Origin of the sequence: Mesorhizobium sp. ES1-1, from assembly GCF_020164785.1 — a bacterium.
Lineage (GTDB): Bacteria > Pseudomonadota > Alphaproteobacteria > Rhizobiales > Rhizobiaceae > Mesorhizobium.
This window is the reverse complement of record NZ_JAIUGX010000006.1, coordinates 201,963-225,505: the sequence shown is the minus strand read 5'-3', so window position 1 is coordinate 225,505 and position 23,543 is coordinate 201,963. Positions and strand designations below refer to the sequence as shown.

23 protein-coding genes, 1 pseudogene and 1 riboswitch are annotated in these 23,543 nt (G+C 62.2%); of the genes and pseudogenes, 10 read left to right on the top strand and 14 right to left on the bottom strand.

All coding sequences use genetic code 11. The features are described 5' to 3' along the window. Positions 1-3 precede the first annotated feature (3 nt). Complete coding sequence (locus LB513_RS12770) at positions 4-627, bottom strand: LysE family translocator (protein ID WP_224663863.1); 624 nt, start codon at positions 625-627, stop codon at positions 4-6. A gap of 509 nt (positions 628-1,136) precedes the next feature. Here LB513_RS12770 and LB513_RS12765 point away from each other — a divergent pair. From LB513_RS12765 to LB513_RS12735, 7 genes and pseudogenes are all read left to right on the top strand, one after another. Further along, positions 1,137-1,904 carry a L,D-transpeptidase gene (locus LB513_RS12765; RefSeq protein WP_224663862.1) on the top strand — a complete coding sequence of 256 codons (768 nt, stop codon included), beginning with the start codon at positions 1,137-1,139 and terminating at the stop codon, positions 1,902-1,904. Between the two features lie 119 nt (positions 1,905-2,023). After that, a complete protein-coding gene (locus LB513_RS12760; RefSeq protein ID WP_224663861.1) occupies positions 2,024-3,190 on the top strand; it encodes a diphosphate--fructose-6-phosphate 1-phosphotransferase in 1,167 nt (388 codons plus the stop codon). Between the two features lie 34 nt (positions 3,191-3,224). After that, positions 3,225-3,950 (top strand): MBL fold metallo-hydrolase, encoded by a 726-nt coding sequence (locus LB513_RS12755; RefSeq protein WP_224663966.1) that lies wholly within the window; start codon positions 3,225-3,227, stop codon positions 3,948-3,950. Between the two features lie 246 nt (positions 3,951-4,196). Continuing rightward, positions 4,197-5,720, top strand: coding sequence for a DegQ family serine endoprotease (locus LB513_RS12750; protein ID WP_224663860.1), 1,524 nt, complete (start codon positions 4,197-4,199; stop codon positions 5,718-5,720). A 156-nt stretch (positions 5,721-5,876) separates the two neighbouring features. Continuing rightward, a complete protein-coding gene (locus tag LB513_RS12745) occupies positions 5,877-6,488 on the top strand; it encodes a molybdopterin-dependent oxidoreductase (protein WP_224663859.1) in 612 nt (203 codons plus the stop codon). Beyond that, positions 6,485-7,231, top strand: coding sequence for an FAD-binding oxidoreductase (locus tag LB513_RS12740; protein ID WP_224663858.1), 747 nt, complete (start codon positions 6,485-6,487; stop codon positions 7,229-7,231). The genes LB513_RS12745 and LB513_RS12740 overlap by 4 nt, the downstream gene beginning before the upstream one ends. Positions 7,232-7,281: 50 nt before the next feature. Then, a pseudogene (locus tag LB513_RS12735) lies at positions 7,282-7,440 on the top strand (type II toxin-antitoxin system VapC family toxin); the annotation flags it as partial. Between the two features lie 23 nt (positions 7,441-7,463). Here the strand turns inward: LB513_RS12735 and LB513_RS12730 are convergent. From LB513_RS12730 to LB513_RS12695, 8 genes are all read right to left on the bottom strand, one after another. Beyond that, positions 7,464-8,930 carry a nucleotidyltransferase family protein gene (locus tag LB513_RS12730; protein WP_224663857.1) on the bottom strand — a complete coding sequence of 489 codons (1,467 nt, stop codon included), beginning with the start codon at positions 8,928-8,930 and terminating at the stop codon, positions 7,464-7,466. Continuing rightward, entirely contained in the window at positions 8,930-9,622 is a 693-nt protein-coding gene (locus LB513_RS12725; protein ID WP_224663856.1) for a glycosyltransferase family 2 protein, read from the bottom strand. Before LB513_RS12725 ends, LB513_RS12730 begins: the two co-directional genes overlap by 1 nt. After that, positions 9,607-10,359: a glycosyltransferase family 2 protein gene (locus tag LB513_RS12720; protein ID WP_224663855.1), complete on the bottom strand. Its 753-nt coding sequence runs from the start codon at positions 10,357-10,359 to the stop codon at positions 9,607-9,609. Before LB513_RS12720 ends, LB513_RS12725 begins: the two co-directional genes overlap by 16 nt. A gap of 58 nt (positions 10,360-10,417) precedes the next feature. Continuing rightward, entirely contained in the window at positions 10,418-11,152 is a 735-nt protein-coding gene (locus LB513_RS12715) for a glycosyltransferase family 2 protein (protein ID WP_263482095.1), read from the bottom strand. A gap of 14 nt (positions 11,153-11,166) precedes the next feature. Further along, positions 11,167-12,216, bottom strand: coding sequence for a serine kinase (locus LB513_RS12710; RefSeq protein WP_224663853.1), 1,050 nt, complete (start codon positions 12,214-12,216; stop codon positions 11,167-11,169). A gap of 55 nt (positions 12,217-12,271) precedes the next feature. After that, positions 12,272-12,703 carry a PqqD family protein gene (locus LB513_RS12705; protein ID WP_224663852.1) on the bottom strand — a complete coding sequence of 144 codons (432 nt, stop codon included), beginning with the start codon at positions 12,701-12,703 and terminating at the stop codon, positions 12,272-12,274. Between the two features lie 117 nt (positions 12,704-12,820). Further along, entirely contained in the window at positions 12,821-13,930 is a 1,110-nt protein-coding gene (locus LB513_RS12700; protein WP_224663851.1) for a hybrid-cluster NAD(P)-dependent oxidoreductase, read from the bottom strand. A gap of 68 nt (positions 13,931-13,998) precedes the next feature. Further along, positions 13,999-15,246 carry an aromatic ring-hydroxylating oxygenase subunit alpha gene (locus LB513_RS12695; RefSeq protein ID WP_224663850.1) on the bottom strand — a complete coding sequence of 416 codons (1,248 nt, stop codon included), beginning with the start codon at positions 15,244-15,246 and terminating at the stop codon, positions 13,999-14,001. Positions 15,247-15,356: 110 nt separating this feature from the next. After that, positions 15,357-15,559: riboswitch (cobalamin riboswitch) on the bottom strand. A 433-nt stretch (positions 15,560-15,992) separates the two neighbouring features. Between LB513_RS12695 and LB513_RS12690 the strand changes: the two genes are divergently transcribed. From LB513_RS12690 to LB513_RS12680, 3 genes are all read left to right on the top strand, one after another. Next, positions 15,993-16,190 carry a DUF680 domain-containing protein gene (locus tag LB513_RS12690; protein WP_224663849.1) on the top strand — a complete coding sequence of 66 codons (198 nt, stop codon included), beginning with the start codon at positions 15,993-15,995 and terminating at the stop codon, positions 16,188-16,190. Between the two features lie 74 nt (positions 16,191-16,264). Further along, positions 16,265-16,471 (top strand): DUF680 domain-containing protein, encoded by a 207-nt coding sequence (locus LB513_RS12685; RefSeq protein ID WP_224663848.1) that lies wholly within the window; start codon positions 16,265-16,267, stop codon positions 16,469-16,471. Positions 16,472-16,540: 69 nt separating this feature from the next. Next, positions 16,541-16,780: a DUF680 domain-containing protein gene (locus tag LB513_RS12680; RefSeq protein WP_224663847.1), complete on the top strand. Its 240-nt coding sequence runs from the start codon at positions 16,541-16,543 to the stop codon at positions 16,778-16,780. A 75-nt stretch (positions 16,781-16,855) separates the two neighbouring features. On the opposite strand, the gene LB513_RS12675 is transcribed toward LB513_RS12680, so the two are convergent. The 5 genes from LB513_RS12675 to LB513_RS12655 all read right to left on the bottom strand — a co-directional run bounded on the left by LB513_RS12675 (position 16,856) and on the right by LB513_RS12655 (position 23,392). After that, positions 16,856-17,968 carry an ABC transporter ATP-binding protein gene (locus LB513_RS12675; protein WP_224663846.1) on the bottom strand — a complete coding sequence of 371 codons (1,113 nt, stop codon included), beginning with the start codon at positions 17,966-17,968 and terminating at the stop codon, positions 16,856-16,858. Between the two features lie 23 nt (positions 17,969-17,991). Continuing rightward, the gene (locus tag LB513_RS12670; protein WP_224663845.1) at positions 17,992-19,656 is read right to left on the bottom strand and encodes an alpha-glucosidase; all 1,665 of its coding nucleotides are present in this window, start codon (positions 19,654-19,656) and stop codon (positions 17,992-17,994) included. Between the two features lie 3 nt (positions 19,657-19,659). After that, a complete protein-coding gene (locus LB513_RS12665) occupies positions 19,660-20,814 on the bottom strand; it encodes a carbohydrate ABC transporter permease (RefSeq protein ID WP_224663844.1) in 1,155 nt (384 codons plus the stop codon). Position 20,815: 1 nt separating this feature from the next. Further along, on the bottom strand, positions 20,816-21,829 hold the full coding sequence (locus LB513_RS12660) for a carbohydrate ABC transporter permease (protein WP_224663843.1): 1,014 nt from the start codon (positions 21,827-21,829) through the stop codon (positions 20,816-20,818). Between the two features lie 207 nt (positions 21,830-22,036). Continuing rightward, complete coding sequence (locus LB513_RS12655; RefSeq protein WP_224663842.1) at positions 22,037-23,392, bottom strand: ABC transporter substrate-binding protein; 1,356 nt, start codon at positions 23,390-23,392, stop codon at positions 22,037-22,039. Positions 23,393-23,543 lie beyond the last annotated feature (151 nt).

The following is a 23,543-nucleotide window of genomic DNA, read 5'->3' as shown; positions in this document are numbered from 1 at the left end:
CCTTCAATTGCCTGAGCGCATCGCCATTGTCGCGATGCCGGCGCCGACGAGCAGCGTGCCGCCGGTTCGGTTGAAGATGCGCACCGCCCTCTCGTCTCGCACGACGTCGCGGGCACGCGCGGCGACCAAAGCGTAGCCGAAGGCATTGGCGAAAGCGAGCGTCAGGAAGGTCGTTTCGAAGATCAGCATCTGCGTCCAGAAATCGGCGTGCCGGTCGAGAAACTGCGGCAGGAAGGCGACGAAGAAGGTGATGCTTTTCGGGTTAAGCGCGGTCACCAGCCAGGCATGCGCCATCATTCTCGCCGATGACGCTAGGTCGGTGCGAGGTTCGGCTTGCAGCATGCCGCCGGCGCGAAACAGTTTCACGCCGAGATAGATCAGGTAGGCCGCGCCGATCAGCTTCAGGATGGTGAAGACTGTCGCCGAGGCCGACAGCAATGCGCCGATGCCCAGCATGGACAGCGTCATCGCTGTGAAATCGCCAAGCGCCACGCCGGCCGCCATCGGCAAGGCGGTGCGCCAGCCCTGGCCAAGCGCATAGGATACGACCAGCAGTATGGTCGGACCCGGAATGATGAGCAGGATCGTCGATGCTGCGGCGAAGGCGGCCCAGGTCTCGAAGGACATGTCTGTCTCCTTGGGTTAAGGACAAGGATAAATCCTCAACCCCGGCAGAATGTAAAGTGCCTTCGCTTCTGCTTATGCGACAACTCCCTATCGAGGAGCCAGACGCGCTTTTACGTGCTTGTTCGCGCCGTCAATTTCGAAAGCGTTGGGCCGGCGTCAGTTCACGCCAATTCGCGTGCTCCTGATATCGGCCACGCTCACATTGGCACCGGGGACCAGGGCGGAAGCGGCAATGGCGGCGCCAAAAAGCTTGAGGTCGGTGTTCAAGATCTCGCACATGGATGCCCCAGTTGGTCGTCTCGGGTTAAAAAGCGCCGGTGCCCGGAATGTGGCTCGATCTGGGTCTTTTTGTGTGGTGGCGACTTCGAGCTGTGAGCAGCGGGGCCAAGGGACCGGAATCGCGTGCAAACGCTGCGATTGACGCATTCACGCTTTATCAACCATGATTGGTGAAAATGCCTGCTATCCGGCGAGACCGTGCTTCCCGCCGACAGCGTAGGTTTGGGTATATGCGTGAGTTACCGCGAGATCCGGCGCCGAAACGAAACGGCGACGTCATGGAAACCGATCAGATTTGTTCTCGCCGTTCGATCCTGTCTGGGGCAGGGGCGCTCGCGCTGCTTGGCGTCGCCGGCTGTTCGACCACTGACCTTAGCTTGCCTGCGCTCGAACTCGACGACGTCAATACCGGCTCGGTGCGACCGGTCCGCCCCTCGATCAGCGTCGACAAGAACATCACCAGCCCCGATGTGATGTATGCCTCGCTGACCGACAATGGCTTCAACGTGCCCGCGGTGCCGTATCTCAAGGTCAAGCCGGAATTCCGCCGGCAGATCGTCGTCGATACGACGGGCGAGGCGCCCGGCACCATCGTCGTCCATCTCAACGAGCGCATGCTCTATCTCGTCCAGCCGGGCGGTGAAGCCATCCGCTATGGTGTCGGCATCGGCAAGGATGGCTTCCGCTGGTCTGGCCGTGCCAACATCCAGTATGGCAAGGAATGGCCGACCTGGACGCCGCCGCCGGAGATGATCCAGCGCAAACCGGAACTGGTGAAATGGCAGGGCGGCCAGCCCGGCGGGCTCGACAACCCGCTCGGCGCTCGCGCGCTGTACATCTACCAGGATGGCAAGGATACCGGCTATCGCATCCACGGCTCGCCCGAATGGTGGAGCATCGGCCAGGCCATGTCGTCAGGTTGCGTGCGCCTGATCAACCAGGACATCATCGATCTCTATAGCCGCGTCTCCAAGAAAAATCCTGTCGTCGTCATGTGAGTGTTCGGGCCGCCGGTCGGCGGCCTTCTGTTTGGCTTTGACGATACCCACTCTTCCGTTGCGCGATGGCGAAAGACAGGCGAATGTGCCTGCGATTCATTGCCAGGGAGACGTCAGGAATGGCCGGAACTTTCGTTATCGCGCAGGGCGGCGGGCCGACCGCCGTGATCAACCAGACGGTTGTCGGGGCGACGCTGGAAATCCGCAAGCAGCATCCCGGTGCCAAGGTGCTGGGTTCGATCCACGGCGTGCGCGGTATCAGGGACGGCAACTACGTCGATCTTTCCGAAATTCCCGAGGACAGGCTTAGGTTGATCGCCGGAACGCCGAGCGCCGCGCTCGGCTCGACGCGCGACAAGCCGGATGCCGCCTATTGCGACGTGATCCTGAAGGGGTTGAAGAAGGCCGGAGCCGATGCCTTCATCTATATTGGCGGCAACGACACGTCGGGCACGCAGCAGATCCTCACCGATGCGGCCGCCGGCGAGATCGCCTTCGTCCACGCGCCGAAGACCATCGATAACGATCTAGAGGAAAACGACCACACCCCGGGCTTCATCTCGGCCGCTGAATTCGTTGCTGGCGCCTTCCTCTCCGTCGATCTCGATTTCCGCGCCCTTCCCGGTATCTATGTCGGCATCGTCATGGGCCGGCATGCCGGCTTTCTGACTGCCGCGGCCGCCGCCTGGCAACTCGATCCGGAAAGCGGCCCCCACCTTGTCTACGTGCCGGAGCGGCCTTTCTCCGCCGCCGCCTTCATCGACGACGTGCGCGCCACGCTCGACCGCCACAAGCGCTGCATCGTCGCGGTGTCGGAAGGTGTGAGCACCGCCGACGGCAAGGCGCTGGTCGAAAGCCTGGTGCCGCCCGATAGGCTGGAGCGCGATGCGCATGGCAACGTCAAACTGTCGGGAAGCGACCTGCCTGCGGCGCTCGAACGCGCTCTCGCCGAGGGCCTGCCGGGCAAGCGGGCGCGCGTCGACGCGCTGGGCTATATGCCGCGCGGTTATATCGGCGCCATAAGTGCCGTCGACGCGCAGGAGGCTTTCGACGCCGGCGCCTTCGCGGTGACCGTTGCCGAACAGGGTGGCGGCTCGGTGGCGCTGCAATATGACGGCACCAGGACGGTTCTGAAGAAGGTTCCGCTCCAGAACGTCGCCGGCAAGACCCGCCACATGCCCGACGATTTCATGAAGCCCGACGTGAACCAGCTGTCCGATGCAGGCATGGCCTATCTCAAGAGGCTGGTGCCGGAGAAATATAAGGTCGGAAAGCCATTCGTTTGATGAATGGCGCAGCATAATGTCTGGCTTGTCACCGATGCCAAGCTGGTTCAGCAGCACCGTCGTCGACGACAAGACGACGATGCTGACCGAACCTTTCGTGCACAGTTTCGTGCGCGCCAACCTTTGGCATCTGCGTGGTCGCGATGCCGATCTGCTGGTCGATACCGGTATGGGCATTCGCCCGCTGGCGCCGGAGATCGAGACGCGGGACGGCAAGCCCCTACTGGTCGTCGCCACTCATATCCATCTCGACCATGTCGGATCGCTGCACGAATTTCCCTGGCGGGCAGGGCCAAGCATGAGTGCGGCGCATTTCGAAACGATGGATGATGCGGCGACCTATGCCAACATGTTCCATCACCTGGAAGGCGCTGTCTCCAGGCTGCCGGCTCCGGGCTGGAAAGCTGCCGACTACAAGATCCCGCCTGCGCCCTTGACGCGAACCCTGAACGAAGGCGACATGATCGATCTCGGCGACCGCCAGTTCCGGGTGTTGCATCTGCCGGGCCATTCCCCGGACTCCATTGCCCTGTTCGACGAGGCGGACGGAGTTTTCTTCGCTGGCGACGCCATCTACGATGCCATGCTGATCGACGATCTGCCGGACTCCAGCCGCGTCGATTACCGCACGACGATGCGGCGCCTGCTCGACCTGCCGATCCGCATCGGCCATGGCGGCCATGGACCGAGCTTCGACGCCAGGCGCATGCGAGAGATCGCATCGGGCTATCTGCAGAAAACCGAAGACATCCAGCTCTAGCGATGAGCTTGAGGGCGTGGCCACGGCCGACAAATGCTGAACCGCCCGTCATCCCGAAAGAATTAAATCTTTGTAATATCGGCGAAAAACCTAATTCGTCCGCATCGGCGTCCTAGATTCCCGCCCATCGACCTGCAGGACTGCCTCATGAAGCGAGACGGGCAGCCGCTGCAGTCGATACGCCGGATAGGCCGCCTCTTGAGACAGCCACGGCGCCGGACCGAATGTCTCGCATGGACAACGACCATGTCATCCCTCAAGATTCTTCGCAGACATCGCGTCGCCGCTTTGCTGGGCGCCGCCCTCATCATCAGCCCTGTTGCCCTTACGGTTGTCAGGGACAATCATGCACAGGCCGGCACGATGACCCCCGTCGTCGGCGTCACAGCGCCAAACGGCTCATTTGCGCCCATAGTGGCGGCCGACAAGCCGGCGGTGGTGACCGTCACCACCATCATGCAGGCTCAGCCTACCAGCAACGACGAAGGCGTGCCGCTTGGCAACTCGCCTTTCGATCAATATTTCCGCCAGTTCTTTGGCGACCAGGGCATCCCATCTCCACAGACGCCACCGCAGCAGGCACAGCGTGCCGAAGCGCTCGGCTCCGGTTTCATCATCGCTTCCGATGGCATCATCGTCACCAACAATCACGTCGTCGACGGCGCCACCTCGATCAAGGTGACGCTGGACGACGGCACTGTGCTTCCCGCCAAGCTCGTCGGCCGCGACGCCAAGAACGACCTCGCCGTGCTCAAGATCAACTCCGACAAGTCCTTGCCGACGGTCAAATGGGGGGACTCGGACAAATTGATGACCGGCGACCAGGTGCTGGCGATCGGCAATCCGTTCGGCATCGGCACCACGGTCACCGCGGGCATAGTCTCCGCACGCGGCCGCGACCTGCACAGCGGGCCGTTCGACGACTTCATCCAGATCGATGCCCCGATCAATCATGGCAATTCCGGCGGCCCGCTGGTCGACGCGAACGGCAATGTGGTCGGCATCAACACGGCGATCTATTCGCCCAATGGCGGCAGCGTCGGCGTCGGCTTCGCCATTCCCTCCGACCAAGCCCAGAAGGTCGTCGCCAAGCTGATGAAGGGCGGCTACATCGAGTATGGCTATCTCGGCGTCGAGATCCAGCCAGTGACGCCGGATGTGGCGAGCGCCATCGGATTAGACCATGCCGGCGGCGCGCTGGTTTCGCAGATCAATGGCGACTCGCCGGCAGCCAAGGCTGGCATCGAAACCGGTGATGTCATCACCAGCTTTGCCGGTCGGGAGATCAAGGATCCCAAGGACCTGTCGCGGGCCGTTGCCGATGTCGCTCCGGGCGCCCGCGAGACGCTTGGCGTGTGGCGCAAGGGCAAGGCAGTGGAAATCGCAGTCGACGTCGGCCGCAACGGTGACGATGTGAAGACCGCTTCCGCAACCGATGGCGACGCGCCGTCCGCCAAGCAAAGCTCGCGGGTCCCGGCGATCGGGCTCAGCCTGATGGACATCACCCCTGATGTCAGACAGGAGCTTGATCTCGCCGACGGTCAGGAAGGCGCCCTGGTCGCCAAGGTCAACCCGGACAAGGCGGCCTCGGCCTCGGGCATCCAGGCAGGCGACATCATCGTCGCCGTCAACCAGGCGCCGGTGAAGGACGCCAGGCAGGTCACGCAGGCAATCGCACAGGCCAGCAAGTCCGGCCGTAAATCGGTGTTGCTGCTGGTGGAACGTGACGGTGCTCAGATCTACGTAGCGGTGCCGTTTGCCAATGGCTGAGGCCTGACTGCTGGATCGGGCGGGGCTCGTGGGTGACGAGCCCTGCAGCGAGCACAATCAGGTTTGATCCATCAAGATTCCGGTTGCCCAGCCCGCAATCTTCGAGAACATTGCATCAGGCCGATAGTGGCTTGATGCAACAGGGGATTGCCCGAGATGGCCACCCGAGGTTTCTCTTCAGGACGGCGCCCGCCTGCCGATGGCGATGCGCGCATTCCGCCCGGCCAGTATCTCGAACAGGGCTTTCCGGTTCTGTCGGCCGGCCCCACGCCTAGGGTGCGGACCGAGGACTGGTCGTTCACGCTGAAGCATGGGCCGCGGCCGATCAAGAAATGGAACTGGGCCGAGTTCAACGCCCTGCCGCTGACCAAGATGACACGCGACATCCATTGCGTGACCGCTTGGACCAAGTTCGATACGGCCTGGCAGGGCGTGCTGGTCGACGACATCCTTGCCGATGCGGGGATCGAGCCGCCGACCGCCTATACTCTTGCACTTGCCTTCGATGGTTATACGACCAACGTGCCGACAAAGGATCTGACCGACGGCAAAGCCATGGTGGCCCTGCTCTATGAAGGCGAACCGATCATTGCCGACCATGGCGGCCCGGCGCGGCTGCTCGTTCCGCATCTCTATTTCTGGAAATCGGCCAAATGGGTGAACGGCCTGCAGTTCACGACCCGTGACGAGCCCGGCTTCTGGGAATTGCGCGGCTATCACATCTATGGCGATCCATGGCGCGAGCAGCGCTATACGGACGATCCATGAGCGATGCGGCCACGGCTCGGTCGCCCTGGCAGGCGGCCAGCATTGTCCGCATCGAGAAGCGCACGCCGCGCGTCACCAGCTTCTTCGTCCAGCCGTCGCGGCCATTCGCCTATCGCGCCGGCCAGCATGTCGATGTCAGACTGACTGCGCCAGACGGTTATCAGGCACGCCGCTCCTATTCGATTGCCTCCGCGCCCGATAATGACGGCGTAGTCGAACTGGCGATCGAGAAACTCGACGATGGCGAGGTTTCGCCATTCTTCCACGAGGTCGCGGCGGCTGGCGACGAGATCGAATTGCGTGGACCGCTTGGCGGGCATTTCGTCTGGCCCGATGATGATGGCGGGCCGCTTCTGCTGATTGGCGGCGGTTCGGGCGTCGTGCCCTTGATGTCGATGGTCCGCCACCGCGCCGCGCGCAAGTCCACGGTGCCCGTCGCTCTCGTCTTTTCGGCCCGGATCTGGGACGAGGTGATCTTTCGTGACGAACTGATCGCCCTCGATGATCGCGGGGACGGCTTCGATCTGACGCTGACGCTGACCCGCGAGGCCGCGCGCCGCCCATCCGACTATTCGCGGCGCGTGGATGTCACCATGGTCGCGCAAGTGATGGCGCGGCTGCCGGGGCCGCCGTCCCTCGCCTTCATCTGCGGCTCCAACGCCTTCGTGTCGGCCGCTGCCCAGGCGCTGATCGATGCCGGGGTGCCGGCGGGCGAGATCCGCACAGAACGTTATGGAGTTTGACCGTACGCCGGTCTCAAGAAAGGCTGTTCACCATTGAAATCCGCTCCGAGAGGTACCGCCGGTCGGCAGGGTCGCGGACGGTCGTCTTGCCTGACTTCTTCATTGGCGCCCATGCCGCGGTGGCCAGGCTGCCACTGCTCACCCGGGACGTCGGCCGATACCGGACCTATTTCCCGTTGGTGAGGCTGATCACGCCGGACAACACGTGATCGGCCATCTTTTGGCCTCCCGCTCAATTGGCTGGCGAGAACTTTGCCGACACCATCTGGAAGGGCAGGGCCCCATAGGTGGCGACGGTGGCTTCGTCGCTCCACTCGCGAAACTGCCGCGACGGACGCGCCTCGAGCGTCAGCGCTTGCCTGACCCCGTCCAGCATCACCTTGCCGCGGAAATGCAGCATCCGCTGCTTGCCGGATCGGCTGATGGCTGTGGCGCGCAGGCGAGCGATGTGGTGGTCGCCGGCATTGATTTCCATCTCTATGCGGCGGCGCACCGGCGGAATGTCGATCCTGACAATGACATCCAGCATCATCTCCCCGCTCGTTGGCGGACACGCGATGATTTGTGAAAACACCATTGGCGCCGGCGCTCCTGCCGGGCTGCGAGCGGCCCGTCTGCCGCGCCATGGCCGTGCCGGCGGCTCCTGCTGCAGCCGGCCCTTCTTCCGCTTCAGGCGCAATTGCTTGGCCAGCCCGCGCGACAGCCAAACCAAGCCGCCGAAATCCGTACGCGGCTTGGCCTGCAGCACCGATGACCAGCGCGACAGACCGAGCCGGTCGGCCATCTCGACGATCCTGCCCAGCGTCGCCTCCGGCACGGGAAGGTCGATCCCATGGGAGAGATAGGACAAAGCCACCGCCGCTGGGACGGCAAGGCCACGCTTGCCGACGATGTCGAGAAAGACGTCCCAGTCGACGTCACCACCCCGGATGGCGACGGCGCAATCGACAAGCCAGTCGCTGTGGGTGTGAGCGTCGAGCCCGCCATGGGCGATTGCCAGCGCCATGCGGTCGGCGGGCGAGGGCACAAAGACGCCGACCCCGCTGAACGCGGCAGGGATGGCCCGCCGCCAGATCGCCAGGTCGTCCTCGGCGCTTGGTTGCGAACCGTCATAGCCGAGTTGATGCAGGTCGATGTCACCGAAGCTGCCCTTGAAGAAGTTCATCGACCGCAGCGACGCCAACCGTGTCCGCAGATATTGCGCGCTGACACCCGAGGCGATCTGCCACTCGCGGTCGCGCAGGACATCGAAGACGGTGGCCATGTCGCGCGGACGCACCAATATATCGATATCGTGCGCCACTCGCCCGCGCTGCGCCGACGCGTTCAGCGCAATGCGGCTGGCGCCCTTGATCAGCATAATGTCGGCGCCGGCCTCCACCATCGCCGCCAGCGCTGGTTCGGCCTCGCGCATCGCCATGCGCGACTTTGTCCATAACATCTTCTGCAGGCCGACAAGGCGCGGATAGGCGGAATGCGCGGCCAGCTTCCTGCCGAACCTGTCGGAGATCGCCGCGAGCAGCCGGTGTTCGCGGAAGGAGACGAGATCGATGTCGTTCTCGTCGAGCCAGCGTCCGGCCAACCGGCCAGCCAAATCCTCATCCTGCAGCAGCGCGGCCTTAAGCAACTGGTCGAGCTTGCCGGTGGGCCAGGACCAGCCATAGTCCGGAAACCGGCGGCCTATGCGGCGGAGAGCCATCAGGCGGTGCCCGCTCTGTTTCGCGTCCGCCTCTGCAAAGCGAGCCTCGCGACTTCGAGATAACCGCGATCGCGCGCCGGGTCGCGGCCATAGGAGAGGCTGCCGGGCCTGATGCGGCGCAAGGCCAGGACGTCGTCAAGCATGGTCAGGCCGAAATCCGCCTCGCGCACCCGCGCGATCCAGTCGATCATCTCGCCGCGCCCGCCCTGTGGGTCGACGATCGGGCCGACGCTCGCGACAACCTGGCGGCGGATCATCATTGTCGTGCGCGACCAGCCGGCCAACTCGGGCCCTTCGGGCAGGTCGGGCCGGTTGTTGCGAAACACGCGCCAATGCGAAAAGACGCCTGCGATGCCCGGGTTGCGGTCAAGATATTCCAGCTGCTTTTCGATTTTATGCGGCAGCCAGAGATCGTCGGCGTCGAGCGTGGCCACCAAAGGCGTAGACAGGGCCGCAAGCCCCCTGGTGGTGGCGCTACCCGGGCCGGCATTGTCTTGCCGCAAGACGGTGACCGGCAGGTTCATCGCGTTGATCACGGCAACGGTGTCGTCAGTTGAACCGTCGTCGACGACAATGACCGCTTCGGCCCTGACCGTCTGAGCCATCACCGAATCCAGTGTCTCCGCAATGGTCGCGGCCGCGTTGAAGGCGGGAATGACGACGCCGTAGCCGGTCATCAGAGGAACCGCCACTGCGCGAGGTCCTTGAAGTCGAAGATACCCTCGACACGGCGCAAACTAGGATCGCCCTTGCGGCGTTTCATCGACTTGTAGATGGCACGCATGAATTCGCGAAAGGGCACGTCTGCTTCCTTGGTCATGTTGCCTGGGTGGCGCCGGTAATAAAGTGCAACCGTATCGGGCATAGTGTATTTCGCGCCGCTCTCAAAGACCCTGAGCAGATAGTCGGTGTCCTCTGCTTGCTGGAAGTCCTCGTCGAAACCGCCGATGCGGTCGACCAGGCCGCGGGCGAAGATCCCGGCGGACAGGTGGATGCCCCGCACGGTGATGGAGTGGCTGCCTGCAGCCGGCTCCAGTGTCTCGCCATCCAGCTGGTCGACCAGCGTCATGCGCGAATAGGTCAGCTCAAGTTGCGGGTCGCTGTCGAAACAGGACAGATCCGCCTTGAAACGCCCTGCAGGAGAAATGTCGTCCGAATCGAGAAACGACACCAGGCGGGTTTGCGGCAGCAATTGCTGTAGGCCGGTGTTGCGGGCTTTCGTGACGCCCATGTTCGGCTGCTTGAAAAGGCGTATGCGGGACGTCTGGCTCATCAGCGAGCGGACGGCCTCGTTGGAACCGTCCGTGGACCCGTCGTCGACCACGATGATATCAAGATCGGCTTCGTCCTGTTGCCTGAGCAGCGAACGCAGAGCGGCGCCGACATAGGCCTCGCGATTGTAGACAGGCATGATCACGCTCAGCGTCATAGGTAGGTCCCCGACGGCTTGTGGCCGGCACGAATCGTCATGGTGGAAGGGCGTGACATCAGAGCCTCTGCCAATCGGTCGGGTTCTTGAATTCGAACATAGCCGGGACCGCAGGCAAGGATGGATCGGCTTTGCGCCGGCGCATTGACTTGTGGATCGCACGCATATGGTTGCGCAGCCTGCCGCCGTGGTCTCGGGTGACGTTGCCGGCGTGGCGCCTGTAGTAGATTGCGACCGTGTCCAGCAGCCTGTAGTTCGGGCCCGTCTCGAAAACGCGCAGCAGATAGTCAGTATCCTCCGACTGCTCGAACTCCTCGTCGAAAAATCCCACGCGAGTGAGCAATGCCCGGTCGAACAGCGCCGCGCTCAACGAAATTCCCCGCACAGTGATCGTCCGGCTGTCTGCAGCGGGCTCCAAAGCCTCGTCGTCTATCCGGTCGGCCAGCGTCATCAGCGAATAGGTCAGTTGCAGATCGGAGTCGGCCCTGAATTGGGCAAGGTCGGCCTGAAACCGACCCTGCACGGAAAGGTCGTCCGAATCGAGGAATGATACGAAGCTGGCATCCGGTGGCAGCTGCCGCAAACCTGCATTGCGCGCGGCGGCAACACCCCTATTGGCCTGCTGGAAAAGCCGGATGCGTGGCGCGTCAGTGGCCATTGCGCGCACGGCTGCGGCGGAGCCATCGGTGGATCCGTCATCGATGACGATGATATCCATGTCCACCTCGCCACATTGCCGCAGCAAGGATCGCAAGGCCGGGACGACGTAGCGCTCGCGGTTGTAAACCGGCATGATCACGCTCAGCTTCACGGCCCGCCCCGTGTTATGAAATCGGCGATCGTGCCGGCGATCTCATCGGGCCGCGTACCCAGCGAAAGCCGATAACACGGCAGGCGTCGCGTCAGGTCGCTGAAAAAGCGGAAGCCGCTTTCCCGCTCGCCAGGCATCTGGGCAATACCCGACGGCGCCAATGCGATCATGGCGTCCTTGCGCGACACGGGCATGATCGAGCTTGCCTCGCCACCGCTGATTTGGGGCACCATCAATGCAATCATGTCGAGCCGTGAGGGTGTCGGCCGGGTCGCGATGTCATCGACACGGAACTGATATTTGCCCTGCCAATTCAACGGACCGTGAGATCCTAGCCGCTCCTTCAATCCTAGCCTGCGGAAGCCTTCCGGATCCTGCTTGAGCGTGGAAAACAGAGGATGAGCGGTGACGCCGCCGGAAAGGTCGATCAGGACGTAGTCGTCGCCGACACTATCGAGCCCGTTGAGCAGGCCGGCGACCACCGTTCCGGATTTGCCGGCTCCGCCCGATCCGGCCAGAAGCACGCCCTTGCCGCCGATGCCCAAGCTTCCCGCGTGCGCCAGCCGCATGCCGCGCGCCGCATATTCCCAGTGCAGGAAGGGCCGTAGCGGCGCCCCGGGCTCCCAAGGCGGGAAACTGTCCTGCGCCGTCATCAACTGAACGCCGACGCGGCGCTCCGGGTCGTAGAACTGCCAGAAATCCAGGTCGTGGTAATGGTTGCCGCGCAACCCGGCTTCAGCGAGGCGGGTGGCGAAGCCATGCTGGGTGAAGAGGGCGTTTCCCCAGCTCTCCGGCGCGGCAATGCCGTTGATGCCGGGATGCGCGACGAAGATGCGGCACGCATCGGCCGGCGCGTCGTCGTCTCGCGCGGCGATGAAGCCGTCGACCACCGCATCCGCCAGCCCGCCCGGGCCCAACCGCGTAGTCAGCGTCAGCGCAGGCAGGCGGACCGCGCGCGTCAGGGGAAAGTTCGCGCTGCAGCGCTCCGCCTGCGCTAGCACATAGCGCGCGTAATCCGCCAGGTTATCGAGGTTAACTTTTGGCATTGCCTGTTCTACCCCGGCACCGCTTGGCTGCGCGGCCGCGAAGCGCCCAAGGCGCTCAGGTCGCCTGTTTGACCGCAGGCCAGCCGAGCGGCTCTTCGACCTCATGAATGGGGTCAACGACGATCAGGTCGGCAAGGTCGTCATGGATGTCGACCTTGAGCGGCTCGGTTGTATCGGCGAGTTGGGCGAGCAATGTCCCGGAAAGCGGCTGCGCCGGCGCATCGGAAACCGGCGCGAGCAGACCGAATTCGAGCAGTTGCGAAACGAAGCCATCGATGTCGGTGGCGCTGAGCGGTCCGGCGCCGGTCACGACACCGGCCAGTTCCGCGGCGGGCACCCCCGATGACAAGGCATCCCAAAGCCTGCTGCCCGAATCCGAGAAGCCGAAATATTTTCCGCTCGTCAGATCGAGGACGACAGCTTCGCCGTCGAAGGATTCAAAGACGATGTCCTTGCTTGCAATCGTATAGATGCCGGATGTTTGCATGGCTGTTTCCCCGCCAAGGCCCGAACAGGAAACGTTCCTCGGCTCCCAAGCTTCGACCCACCGTAGACGCGTCTAAACATTTGACGCTTCGTTGGCAAGACGGAAGCGCGTTGCGGGTCACGCCTCGATTTCGAGCGCCGAGCGCGGCTTCGAACAGCAGGCGAGAATGAAGCCATCCTCGATCTCGTGATCGAGGATGCCGCCATTGTGGCTCATCTCGACCTCGCCGGAAATCTTCTTGACCTTGCAGGTTCCGCATAGGCCGAACTCGCAGGCGGCGGGTATCCGCACGCCCGAAGATCGTGCCGTCTGTAGCACCGTCTGTCCGGCGACGCATTCGGCGTCAACATCCGAAAGCGCAAACCGGATGGCTGTCACGGCTTCGGCGGGGACAACGGTCCCGCCTTCGCCGCGGGATGCGAACGGCGCCGGGATCTCCTCGACCGTCGGTGCTGCAAAGCTCTCCTGATGGTATTTCGCCATGTCGAAGCCGGCAGCGTCCAGCATCTGCCGTACCGCGCGCATGAAGGGATCGGGGCCGCAGCAGAAGATCTCGCGATCGCGGAAATCCGGCGCCAGCAGGGGCAACCGGATCGCGTCGATGCGCCCCATATGGCCGAACCAGCCTTCGCGGCTCGACCGCTCCTCGATCATAAATCCGAGCGACAGGCCCGGCATGCGGCTGCCGAGCAGTTCGAGCTCCTTGCGGAAAATGATCTCTTCGGCACGGCGCGCACAGTTGACGAAGCCGACATCGGTCCATGGCGCGCAGTCGTTCAGCCAGCGCAGCATCGACATCATCGGCGTCACCCCGGAGCCAGCCGAGATGAACAGGTATTTTGCCGCCGGATGGCTGTGCAGCGAAAAATCCCCCGCCGGCCCGTAGGCCTTGACGTGGGAGCCGGTGGTCAGATTGTCGAACATCCAGCGTGTCCCGATGCTGCCCGCCTGTGCCTTCACCGTCACTGCGATCGAGAAAGGCCGTGAAGGCGAGGACGACAGTGTATAGGTGCGCATCAACGGCCCGTCCGCCGTCGGCAGCTCCAGCGTCACGAACTGGCCCGGCTTGTAGCGGAACCATGTCTGGTTGTCGGATCGGAAGGTGAAGGTCTTCACGTCCGGCGCCTCGTCGCTGACGCCGATCACTTCCAGGACCTGGAGCCTGTCGTCCCAAGGCGCCATCTGGTCGAGATGACGGTAGAGGCCAGGGTCGGTCGTCGCGTTCATCCCTCAGTCCTTCTTGCTGTGCTCATGCCGTGATCGAGAAACTGCGGCTCACCCTTGGGCGGCGTGAACTAGGCGACGCTGCGCAGCGCTGGGCGGCCGCCTTCGGCAAGACGCGGCCCGATGAATCGCGCGTACCAGTCGACGAACTGGATGACACCGCCCTCATGCAGTTCCGAATAAGGACCGGGCTCATAGGCGGGCGACAGGATGCCGAGTGCGTTCTCCTCGACGATGCGTCGATCCTGGTCGTTGGTTTCCATCCACACATGGGTGAGGCCGTCGATCGTGTAGTCGACGCCCTCGACCGCGTCCTTGTGAACCAGCCACTTGGTCGTCACCGCGGTTTCCGTCGCGCTGATCGGCAGCACCCGGAACGTAACAGCATGGTCGATGAGGATGTGGTTCCAGGTCGTCGGATAATGGTAGTGCATCAAGGTGCCTATCCGGTCAGCCGAGACCGTGTCCGACAGGTTCTTCCTTACTGCCGGCTTGCCATTCATCGTGTAGCTCACGGCGTCGCGCAGCAACGGCGCGCGGGTGGCGCGGTACTGTCCGGCCGGATCGATGCGGAACTTGCTCGGCAGTCCGGCGGCCTCGCATTTCGCCCAGTGGGCGAGCATTTCCGGGTCGCTGTCGGCGCCCTGCACGCCGGTCACGCTCGGCGCTTCCGGAAAGGTCTTGCACAGCTCCGGATGATTGCCCGCGCAGTGATAGCACTCGCGGTTGTTTTCCCAGACGAGCTTCCAGTTGCCCTTTTCGACAATCGTGCTTTCGAAGGCGATTTTGGCTTCGCGCAGGCGGTGTGGCAGAAGATATGGTTCGATCATCGCTCGCATCGGCGCGAAATCAGCCGGCTCTTTCGCCAGGCAGATGAAGACGTAGCCGCCGACGCTTTCGCAGGCGACGGGCTTCAGGCCGAACTGGCTCTTGTCGAAGCCCTCGGCCATCTGCCGTGCGAACAGGAGCCGGCCGTCCAGCTCGTAGGTCCACTGGTGATAGGGGCAGACCAGCTTGGCTGCTGTGCCTTTTTCGGTGTTGCAGACCCGGCTGCCGCGATGGCGGCAGGAATTGTGGAAGGCGTTGATCTTGCCTTGCTGGTCGCGGACGAGAACTACCGGATAGTCGCCGATTTGGACCGTGATGAAGCTGCCGGGCTTGGGCAGTTCGCAATCATGGCCGATAAACAACCAGTCGCGATACCAGATCAGCTCCATGTCGAGCTTGAAATAACCCGGATCGGTGTAGAAAGGCTGCTCCAGGGAAAAACCTTCCCTGCGGCTGTTCAAGAGCCTCAGCATATCGGCGCGAGCATCCATGTCCTGTCCTCGTTCCAAGGACTGAACTGGTGGTGACGGAGGAAGGATTGGAAGCGCGCCGACGAAGCCCGGCATGCATCGTCCGCCTCTTGATCGCCCACCGCGATCAGTCGAGTTCAACAATCTCGGGCTGGTTTCCGGGCTCTGGAGCTGTCCTTGCGGACCATCGCGACACCTTCCCAGGCAATTGCCCAGTGGTCTCCCGTAGCGACTTGAACTCCACCACCGTTGCGGGGGCAGCGCCGGAATCTGACCGGCTTCCCAATTCTCCACCTCGCCTTCACAAAGCGGCACCTGAGATATCGTGATCTAATCACGCTCGCCTGCACGCCATCGGCATGAAAACGACATCGCATCCATGCGGCGCGACACGGACGAGAATCATCGCCAATTCCGGGCTTGCAAGGCAAAAGGTTTCGAAAAGTGACTATTAGAGATTTCTAAAATCGAACCGAACGGTTCGTTTCTGTTGACAGTGCGTCCCGCATAGTGTGAACGCCGACATGAAAGCCGCCGATCAGCGCCGTCATGAGGTTACCATAAACCATTGAAAGCAATATATAAAAAATCCTGCTGGAAACCAATTCAGGAATTTCAAGCGCCTGATTAATGGTCCACCCCAAACAACTTCGTGACTGGAAAAGGACAAGCCGTCGTCCCACATCGGGGCGGTCCGAACGACGCGAATTAATAACAAGGCACGCCGCTAGACGGACAGCAAAAAGAAGATACTGGAGTACCAAAAAATGAAAAAGATCATCCTCACTGCCGCCGCCGTTCTGGCCATTTCCGGCAGCGCCTTCGCCGGTAGCGATCATTATGGTTCGAATGCCCCCGCAGCCACCGCTGTCGACAGCTCGTACACCGCTTCGATCAAGAAGTCGGAACCGGCTGCTCAGACGCCTGCCCAGGGCGCCGACCGTAACCTCTTCGGCAACAACTAACAGCCGATTTCCCCAGTCGACGGCGGCCAGCCCGCCGTCCTGGCGAAAACCGAAAATTCAGGAGTACCAAAAAAATGAAAAAGATCATCATCACTGCCGCCGCCCTTCTGGCGATTTCCGGCAGCGCCTTCGCCGGTAGCGACCATTTTGGTTCGGACGCTGCCAACCAGCCGGCCGTGACGTCGACCGACAATTCCTACACGGCTTCGATTGGAAAGTCGGCTCCGGCCACGCAGGCGCCTGCCCAGGGTGCCGATCATAACCTCTTCGGCAACAACTAACAGCCGAACCCCGGTAGCTGGCGGGCTTGGTCCGCCGCTCGGGTAATTCGAGAATTCAGGAGTACCAAAATGAACAAGATCCTCATCGCCGCTGCCGCCCTTCTGGCCGTTTCCGGCACCGCTTTCGCAGGCAGCGACAATTTCGGTTCCGACAATGCCAAGCAGCCTGCGGTAACGTCCTCCGGCGTGGACACGCGTCCTACGGCTTCGATCCGCAATGACGGCTCGCCCGTCTACAAGCTGCTCAATTCTGCTGACGCGCCGAAGTCGGCCCCTCAGGGCAGCGACCGGAACCTCTTCGGTCGTTGACAGCATCCGACTCCAAACTGAAAAAGCGGCGGGCCACTGGCCCGCCGCTCTTTTTTTTCGGTCGGGATGCCCGCCTCAGGCGGCTTTTGCCTCCGGTCTTTGGAGTGCGAAGGAATGTCCCTCCGCATCGAAAATATGCAGGTCTTCCGCATTGGCGGTCAGGCGTAGCGCCGAACCGCGTTTGACCTCGGAGTTTCCCGGTAGCTTGGTCACCAGAGGCAGGTCGGAGCGGCCGATGTCGACATAGACAAGCTGCACCTCGCCGAGTTGCTCGACATAGTCCACCGTTCCTTCGAACAGATAGTCGGCGTCGCCGGCGACGGCGAGATCTTCCGGACGCACGCCGAAACTGACCGATGTACCCTTGGCCGAGGCGGATGTCGCGAGCGGCACCGTCGCCTTGCGGCCGCCGACATGGCTTATGACGGTCGCCTCACCAGTCTTGTCGATCGTCGCCGGCAGGATGTTCATGGCCGGCGAGCCGATGAACTGGGCGACGAACAGATTGCCCGGCTTCTTGTAAAGATCCATCGGCGTGCCGACCTGCTCGATGTGCCCTTCCTTGAGGACAACGATACGGTCGGCCAGCGTCATCGCCTCGACCTGATCGTGGGTGACGTAGATCATCGTCGTTTCAGGCATCGATTCCTTGAGCTTGGCGATCTCGATGCGGGTGGCGACGCGCAGCGCCGCGTCGAGGTTGGACAGCGGCTCGTCGAAAAGGAAGACTTTGGGATTGCGAACGATGGCCCGGCCGATCGCGACCCGTTGGCGCTGGCCGCCCGACATCGCCTTGGGCAGGCGATCGAGATATTTGGTCAGTTGCAGGATCTCGGCCGCCTGCCGCACGCGCCGGTCGATCTCGGCCTTGTTCTCCTTGCCGATCTTCATCGAGAAGGCCATGTTGTCGTAGACCGTCATGTGCGGATAGAGCGCATAGGATTGGAACACCATGGCGATGCCGCGTTTCGACGGCGGCACGTCGTTGACCACTTCGCCGTCTATCCTGAGTTCGCCCGAGGTGATTTCCTCGAGCCCGGCAATCGACCTCAACAGAGTTGACTTGCCGCAGCCCGAAGGTCCGACGAAGACGATGAATTCACCCGACTTTATGTCGAGGTCGATGCCCTGAAGAATGTTCAAATTACCGTAGGACTTCTTCACCTGCCTCAGCGTGACATCGGCCATTGTTCCCTCCCAGTGGTTTGAATTCAGTCGATACGCCCGAACCAGGCGCCATAGCCGCCGAGCTTGATGGAGCCACCGCTCTCCCGGCCGGAAAAGCCGTGTCCCGGAAGAGGCTGTGGAGATCTTTGGCCAAGATCGAGGCTGGCCGGGGTCGCCCCCAGATTGAAGACGCAGACGATCTGCTCGTTGCCCTCGCTGCGCGTGAAGGCCACCACGTCGCCCTCACTCTCGATAAAACTGATGTCGCCCTTGGCCAGCGCCGGATGCATGCGCCGGAAGGCAAGGAAGCGCCGGTAGTGCTCGAGCAGGGAATTGTCGTCGCCTTGCTGGACATTGACGGCCTGGGTCAGATGCTTGGCCGGTACCGGAAGCCAGGGCTTTGCGGAGGAAAATCCGCCATTCCTGGCGCCTCCGTCCCACACCATCGGCGTGCGGCAGCCGTCGCGGCCTTTGAATTCCGGCCAGAAGCGGATGCCATAGGGATCCTGCAGATCCTCGAAGCGGAGGTCGGCTTCGCCGAGCCCAAGTTCCTCGCCCTGATAGATGCAGACCGAGCCGCGCAAGGACATCAGCAGCGCCGAGATGACCTTGAGATAGGCCGTCGGGTCGGGTTCATTGGCCGCCCAGCGCGAGGCGGGCCGCATCACGTCGTGATTGGAAAAGGCCCAGCACGACCATCCGTCGCTGGCGACCTTGCCGAAGGCTTCCAGCACCGCGCGGACCTTGGTGGCGCTGATCTTCTCCGGCGCCAGGAAGTCGAAGGAGTAGCACATGTGCACGCGCTTTTCCCCGGCGGTATAGGCAGCCACCACCTCGAGCCCGCGTTGTGAATCGCCGACTTCTCCGACAGCGGCCGTCGCCGGATACTCGTCGAGCAGGGCGCGGAAGCGTTCGAGAAAGCCGAGATTCTCCGGGCGGCTCTTGTCGTAGAGATGATCCTGGTAGTTGTACGGATTGACCGAAGGCGCCGTCTGGTCGTTGCGCTCCTCGGGTGGCAGCGGCGGATTGTTCTCCAGGCCCTGGCTGTGGAAGTAAAAATTGATCGTGTCGAGCCGAAAGCCGTCGACCCCTCGCTCCAGCCAGAAGCGCGTTGCATCGAGCAACGCGTCCTGGACCTCCTTGTTATGGAAATTCAGGTCAGGCTGCTCCGCCAGGAAATTGTGCAGGTAATATTGCTGGCGGCTGGTGTCCCACTGCCATGCCGATCCGCCGAAGATCGACAGCCAGTTGTTGGGCGGCGTGCCGTCCGGACTGGCATCCGCCCAGACATACCAGTCGGCCTTTTTATTGTCACGGCTAGACCGACTTTCCCTGAACCAGGGATGGTTGTCGGCGGTATGCGACAGCACCTCGTCTATCATCACCTTCAGCCCGAGCCTGTGCGCCTCGGCTGTCAATGCGTCGAAATCAGCCAGCGTGCCGAACATCGGATCGACGTCGCAATAATCGGTGACGTCATAACCGAAATCCTTCATTGGCGACTTGAAGAAGGGCGATATCCAGATGGCGTCCGCGCCGAGCGAGGCGATGTAGGGGAGCCGTTCGATGATGCCTTTCAGGTCGCCGATGCCGTCGCCATTGGAATCCTGGTAGCTGCGCGGATAGATTTGGTAGATCACCGCGCCTCGCCACCAGTCGCGATCGACGGCGAGGTCGGGTTTAGAACTGACTTTCAAAGCGGATTGCATGTCTCAGCCTCCTTTCACCGAGCCGGCAAGCAGCCCGCGGACAAAATAGCGCTGCAGCGAGAAGAAGACGATCAGCGGCACGATGATGGTCACGAAGGCCGATGTCGTCAGGATCTCCCAGTCGCCGCCGCGTGAGCCGAGCAAGGCATTCAGCTTGGCCGTCAGCACGATCTGGTCTGCCTCCGTACCGAGGAAAACCATTGCCACCAGCAGATCGTTCCATACCCATAGGAATTGGAAGATGGCGAAGGATGCCAGCACTGGAAACGACAGCGGCAGGACGATCTTGACGAAGATCTCGAAGTCGCTGGCGCCATCGATGCGCGCCGACTCCATGATTTCGCGCGGCAGGCCGGCAATGTAGCTCCGCAACAGGTATATGGCGAAGGGCAGGCCGAAACCGGTATGTGCCAGCCAGATGCCAAGATAGGTCTTGGAGGGCACGCCGAAGAAAGAACCGACGCCGTTATAAAGCTTCAGCAGCGGAATCAGCGACATCTGCAGCGGCACGACCAGCAGGCCGATGATCACCGCGATGAGCAGAGCGCGGCCGGGAAAGCGCATCCAGGCCAGTGCGTAGGCGGCAAAGGCGGCGATCAGGATCGGGATGACGGTGGCCGGAATGGTGACCGTCAGCGAGTTCATGAACGAACGGCCGATGCCTTCCGAAAACAGCACCGTCTTGTAATTTTCCGTGGTGAATTTCGGCGGCGCCGACGAGGCGTAGTAGATGCGCTGGCCGCGGTCGCCCTCGAAGGCCTTTGGCGAACTCATGACAAATGTGCCGTCCGCATCGACCTGAAGGGTAATGCCGTTTCCCAGATCGGCCGACGTGCCGGCCGGATATTGCGTGGGCGCCGCCGCTTTGACGCCGAAGGCGCTGATGCTGCGGACGGGGCCTTCGCCGAAGATGTTGCCCTGGAGCACGAACTTGCCGTCTTTCTCGGCCTGCGCCGAGGCCGGAGGCAGCCGCCCCGCCTCGGTCTGGCTGGAACTGGAAAACGAGTTCCACCATCCCGACGCAATGATCTGGCCCTTGTCGCGCAAGGACGAGACGAGAATGCCCAGCGTCGGAATTGTCCAGATGGCAACAAAGATGAGGACGGCGATGTGGACGCCGAAGCGGCTGGCAAAGGATTTTCCGGTCGCGACAGCCATCTCAATGCCCTTCCGTCTCTTTGTCCGCCTGGCGGATGTTCCAGATCATGATCGGAATGACCGCGATCATGATGATGATGGCGATGGTGGCGCCGCGGCCGAAATCGCCGCCGCCGCGGAACATCCAGTCGAACATCAGATTGGCCAGGACCTGGCTGTTCCACTGCCCGTTGGTCATGGTCAGCACGATGTCGAACACCTTGAGCACCAGGATGGTGATCGTGGTCCAAACAACGGCGATGGTGCCCCAGATCTGCGGCACCATAATCTTCCAGAAGATCTGGAACGGATTGGCGCCATCGATGACGGCGGCTTCCAGCGTCTCCTCGGGGATGCCGCGCAGGGCGGAAGACAGGATTACCATGGCAAAACCGGTCTGGATCCAGATCAGGATGATCATCAGGAAGAAGTTGTTCCAGAACGGCAGCGAGATCCAGACTTGCGGCTGGCCGCCGAAATGCTGGATGATGGCGTTGAGCAGGCCAATCTGGGTCTGGCCTTGGCCACGATACTCATAGATGAACTTCCAGATCACGCTGGCGCCGACAAAGGAGATCGCCAGAGGCAGGAAGATCAGGCTCTTGGCGATCGTGCCCCACCAGATCTTGTCGGTGAGCACGGCGATGATCAATCCGAGGAAAGTGCAGGCGGCGGGCACGACCGCCAGCCAGATGATGTTGTTGAGGATCGAGCTGCGAAACTCCCGGTCGCCGAAGGCCCATTCGTAATTGGCAAGGCCGACAAAGCTGGTGCCGCTACGGTCGAAGAAGGAAAGCCACAGCGTCGCGATCACCGGATAGATCAGGTAGATGGTCAGGATGATCATGGCCGGGCCGACGAAGAGCCACGGCCGGACGAGCCCCTGCCTGCGCAGATTGTCGATCGCAGCAGCGCCGGTCACGCCACGCGAAGGAAAGATCAGGTCGACCAGCTTGTTGGCGCCCCAAAAATAGGCGACGCAGCCGCCGACCCCGATGATGATGACCAATATGGCCGAGAAGATTTGAGCCGCCATGGGTTCCTCTCCCTGCGCATGATCCGACAAGGCCGAACGACCTTGGTGACGGGGCCAGGCGCCGATTCATTCGCTTGCAGCGCAGCCGCGGTGAATGCCTCTGCGGCCCCCCGTGTTCCTGCCGATGACCTAGGCCGCGGTAGATGCCGCCGTCGGGTCCGGGCCCGCCGGTCCGGATCCGGTGCGAGACGCGGACGCCCGGCCGGCCTACTTGATCGCGTCCCAGCTCTTCTGGATGTCGGTCGCGACATCCTGTGCCGACTTGCCGCCGACGAGGTCGATCATGCCGGTCCAGAAGGCGCCGGCGCCAATCTTGCCCGGCATGAGGTCGGAGCCGTCGAAGCGGAAGGTCGAGGCCTTGGCGAGGATTTCGCCCTGCTTCTTCAGCGCATCGCTGGCATAGGCGTCCTGGTTGACCGATTTGAACGGCGTCACGAAGCCGCCCTGTGCCATCCAGATCTCATGCGCCAGCGGCATCTTCAGGAAATCGATGAAGGCGCGCGCGCCCTTGGAATCCTTGGTGATCATGGCGAGCGTGCCGGCGCCGAGGACCGGCGTGCCGAGTTCAGGCTTGGAAGCATAGGGCGGGAAATAGAAGAAATCGGCGTCCTGGCCAATCTTGGTGCCTTCCGGGAAGAAGGTCGGGATGAAAGATGCCTGATGGTGCAAGTAGCATTTCGGCGGTACCGAAAAGAGGCCCTTGGGACTGTCGCGGAAATCCGTCGCAGCGACCGCCTTGGCGCCGCCGTCGACCATCTTGTCGTCGGTCGCGATCTTGCCGAATATGTCGATGGCATTCACCACCGCCGGATCGTTGAACGGAATTTCATTCTTCACCCATTTGTCATAGATTTCGGGTGACTGGGTGCGCAGCATGATGTCCTCGACCCAATCGGTCGCCGGCCAGCCGGTGGCGCCGCCCGAGCCGAGCCCGATGCACCATGGCGTGCCGCCATCGGCGATGATCTTCTTCTCGAGTTCGGCAAGTTCTTCCTGCGTCTTCGGCACGGTGTAGCCGGCTTCTTCGAAATTGTCCGGGGAGTACCAGACCAGCGACTTCACATCGGCCTTGTAGGGAAAGGCGAAGAAACCGGGCTTGCCATCCTTGTCCTTGAAAGTTCCGAGATCGACCCATGACTGGCCGGCGCCGTAATTGTCCTTGACCCATTTGGCGGTGTCGTCGCCGAGCGGCGTCAGCAGTCCCTTGGATGCCAGATCCTGGATCAAGCCCGGCTGCGGCAAAATGGCGATGTTGGGCGGGCTGCCGGCCTGCGTGTCGATGACGATCTGCTGCTCGTAATTCTCCGAGGAAGAATATTTGATGTCGGCCCCGGTCGCCTCCTGGAAATATTCCAGCACGGTACGCACCAGGGTTTCGTCCTCGCCGCGCCATGGTCCGAAGATGGTCAGCGTCTCGCCCTTGAGATCGACCTTCTTGAGCTCTTCGTAATTTGCCCAGTTCAAACGGGCATCTTCGCCCGGCTTGAACTTGAGTTCAGCCTGCGCTGTCGCGTTGAGGGCGAGCGTCGCAATCGCGGCGCTCAGCAAAAGCGTCTTCTTCATCGGTATTCCTCCCAGTGGCCACAACGCCGGACGAAACCTCCATCCCGCCCGCCGACGCATCGGGAATGTGACTCAGTTGAAAGGGAATAACAACAACTCACATCTGTCAGGCCATTGCAGAGCGCTTTGGGTTGGCCGGCCTCAGGCCGTG

What these genes read in the sequence shown, in the direction of transcription:
- LB513_RS12770 (WP_224663863.1), bottom strand. Translation starts at nt 627, where the DNA reads ATGTCCTTCGAGACCTGGGCCGCCTTCGCCGCAGCATCGACGATCCTG.
- LB513_RS12765 (WP_224663862.1), top strand. Translation starts at nt 1,137, where the DNA reads ATGCGTGAGTTACCGCGAGATCCGGCGCCGAAACGAAACGGCGACGTC.
- LB513_RS12760 (WP_224663861.1), top strand. Translation starts at nt 2,024, where the DNA reads ATGGCCGGAACTTTCGTTATCGCGCAGGGCGGCGGGCCGACCGCCGTG.
- LB513_RS12755 (WP_224663966.1), top strand. Translation starts at nt 3,225, where the DNA reads ATGCCAAGCTGGTTCAGCAGCACCGTCGTCGACGACAAGACGACGATG.
- LB513_RS12750 (WP_224663860.1), top strand. Translation starts at nt 4,197, where the DNA reads ATGTCATCCCTCAAGATTCTTCGCAGACATCGCGTCGCCGCTTTGCTG.
- LB513_RS12745 (WP_224663859.1), top strand. Translation starts at nt 5,877, where the DNA reads ATGGCCACCCGAGGTTTCTCTTCAGGACGGCGCCCGCCTGCCGATGGC.
- LB513_RS12740 (WP_224663858.1), top strand. Translation starts at nt 6,485, where the DNA reads ATGAGCGATGCGGCCACGGCTCGGTCGCCCTGGCAGGCGGCCAGCATT.
- LB513_RS12730 (WP_224663857.1), bottom strand. Translation starts at nt 8,930, where the DNA reads ATGGCTCTCCGCCGCATAGGCCGCCGGTTTCCGGACTATGGCTGGTCC.
- LB513_RS12720 (WP_224663855.1), bottom strand. Translation starts at nt 10,359, where the DNA reads ATGACGCTGAGCGTGATCATGCCTGTCTACAATCGCGAGGCCTATGTC.
- LB513_RS12715 (WP_263482095.1), bottom strand. Translation starts at nt 11,152, where the DNA reads ATGCCGGTTTACAACCGCGAGCGCTACGTCGTCCCGGCCTTGCGATCC.
- LB513_RS12710 (WP_224663853.1), bottom strand. Translation starts at nt 12,216, where the DNA reads ATGCCAAAAGTTAACCTCGATAACCTGGCGGATTACGCGCGCTATGTG.
- LB513_RS12705 (WP_224663852.1), bottom strand. Translation starts at nt 12,703, where the DNA reads ATGCAAACATCCGGCATCTATACGATTGCAAGCAAGGACATCGTCTTT.
- LB513_RS12700 (WP_224663851.1), bottom strand. Translation starts at nt 13,930, where the DNA reads ATGAACGCGACGACCGACCCTGGCCTCTACCGTCATCTCGACCAGATG.
- LB513_RS12695 (WP_224663850.1), bottom strand. Translation starts at nt 15,246, where the DNA reads ATGGATGCTCGCGCCGATATGCTGAGGCTCTTGAACAGCCGCAGGGAA.
- LB513_RS12690 (WP_224663849.1), top strand. Translation starts at nt 15,993, where the DNA reads ATGAAAAAGATCATCCTCACTGCCGCCGCCGTTCTGGCCATTTCCGGC.
- LB513_RS12685 (WP_224663848.1), top strand. Translation starts at nt 16,265, where the DNA reads ATGAAAAAGATCATCATCACTGCCGCCGCCCTTCTGGCGATTTCCGGC.
- LB513_RS12680 (WP_224663847.1), top strand. Translation starts at nt 16,541, where the DNA reads ATGAACAAGATCCTCATCGCCGCTGCCGCCCTTCTGGCCGTTTCCGGC.
- LB513_RS12675 (WP_224663846.1), bottom strand. Translation starts at nt 17,968, where the DNA reads ATGGCCGATGTCACGCTGAGGCAGGTGAAGAAGTCCTACGGTAATTTG.
- LB513_RS12670 (WP_224663845.1), bottom strand. Translation starts at nt 19,656, where the DNA reads ATGCAATCCGCTTTGAAAGTCAGTTCTAAACCCGACCTCGCCGTCGAT.
- LB513_RS12665 (WP_224663844.1), bottom strand. Translation starts at nt 20,814, where the DNA reads ATGGCTGTCGCGACCGGAAAATCCTTTGCCAGCCGCTTCGGCGTCCAC.
- LB513_RS12660 (WP_224663843.1), bottom strand. Translation starts at nt 21,829, where the DNA reads ATGGCGGCTCAAATCTTCTCGGCCATATTGGTCATCATCATCGGGGTC.
- LB513_RS12655 (WP_224663842.1), bottom strand. Translation starts at nt 23,392, where the DNA reads ATGAAGAAGACGCTTTTGCTGAGCGCCGCGATTGCGACGCTCGCCCTC.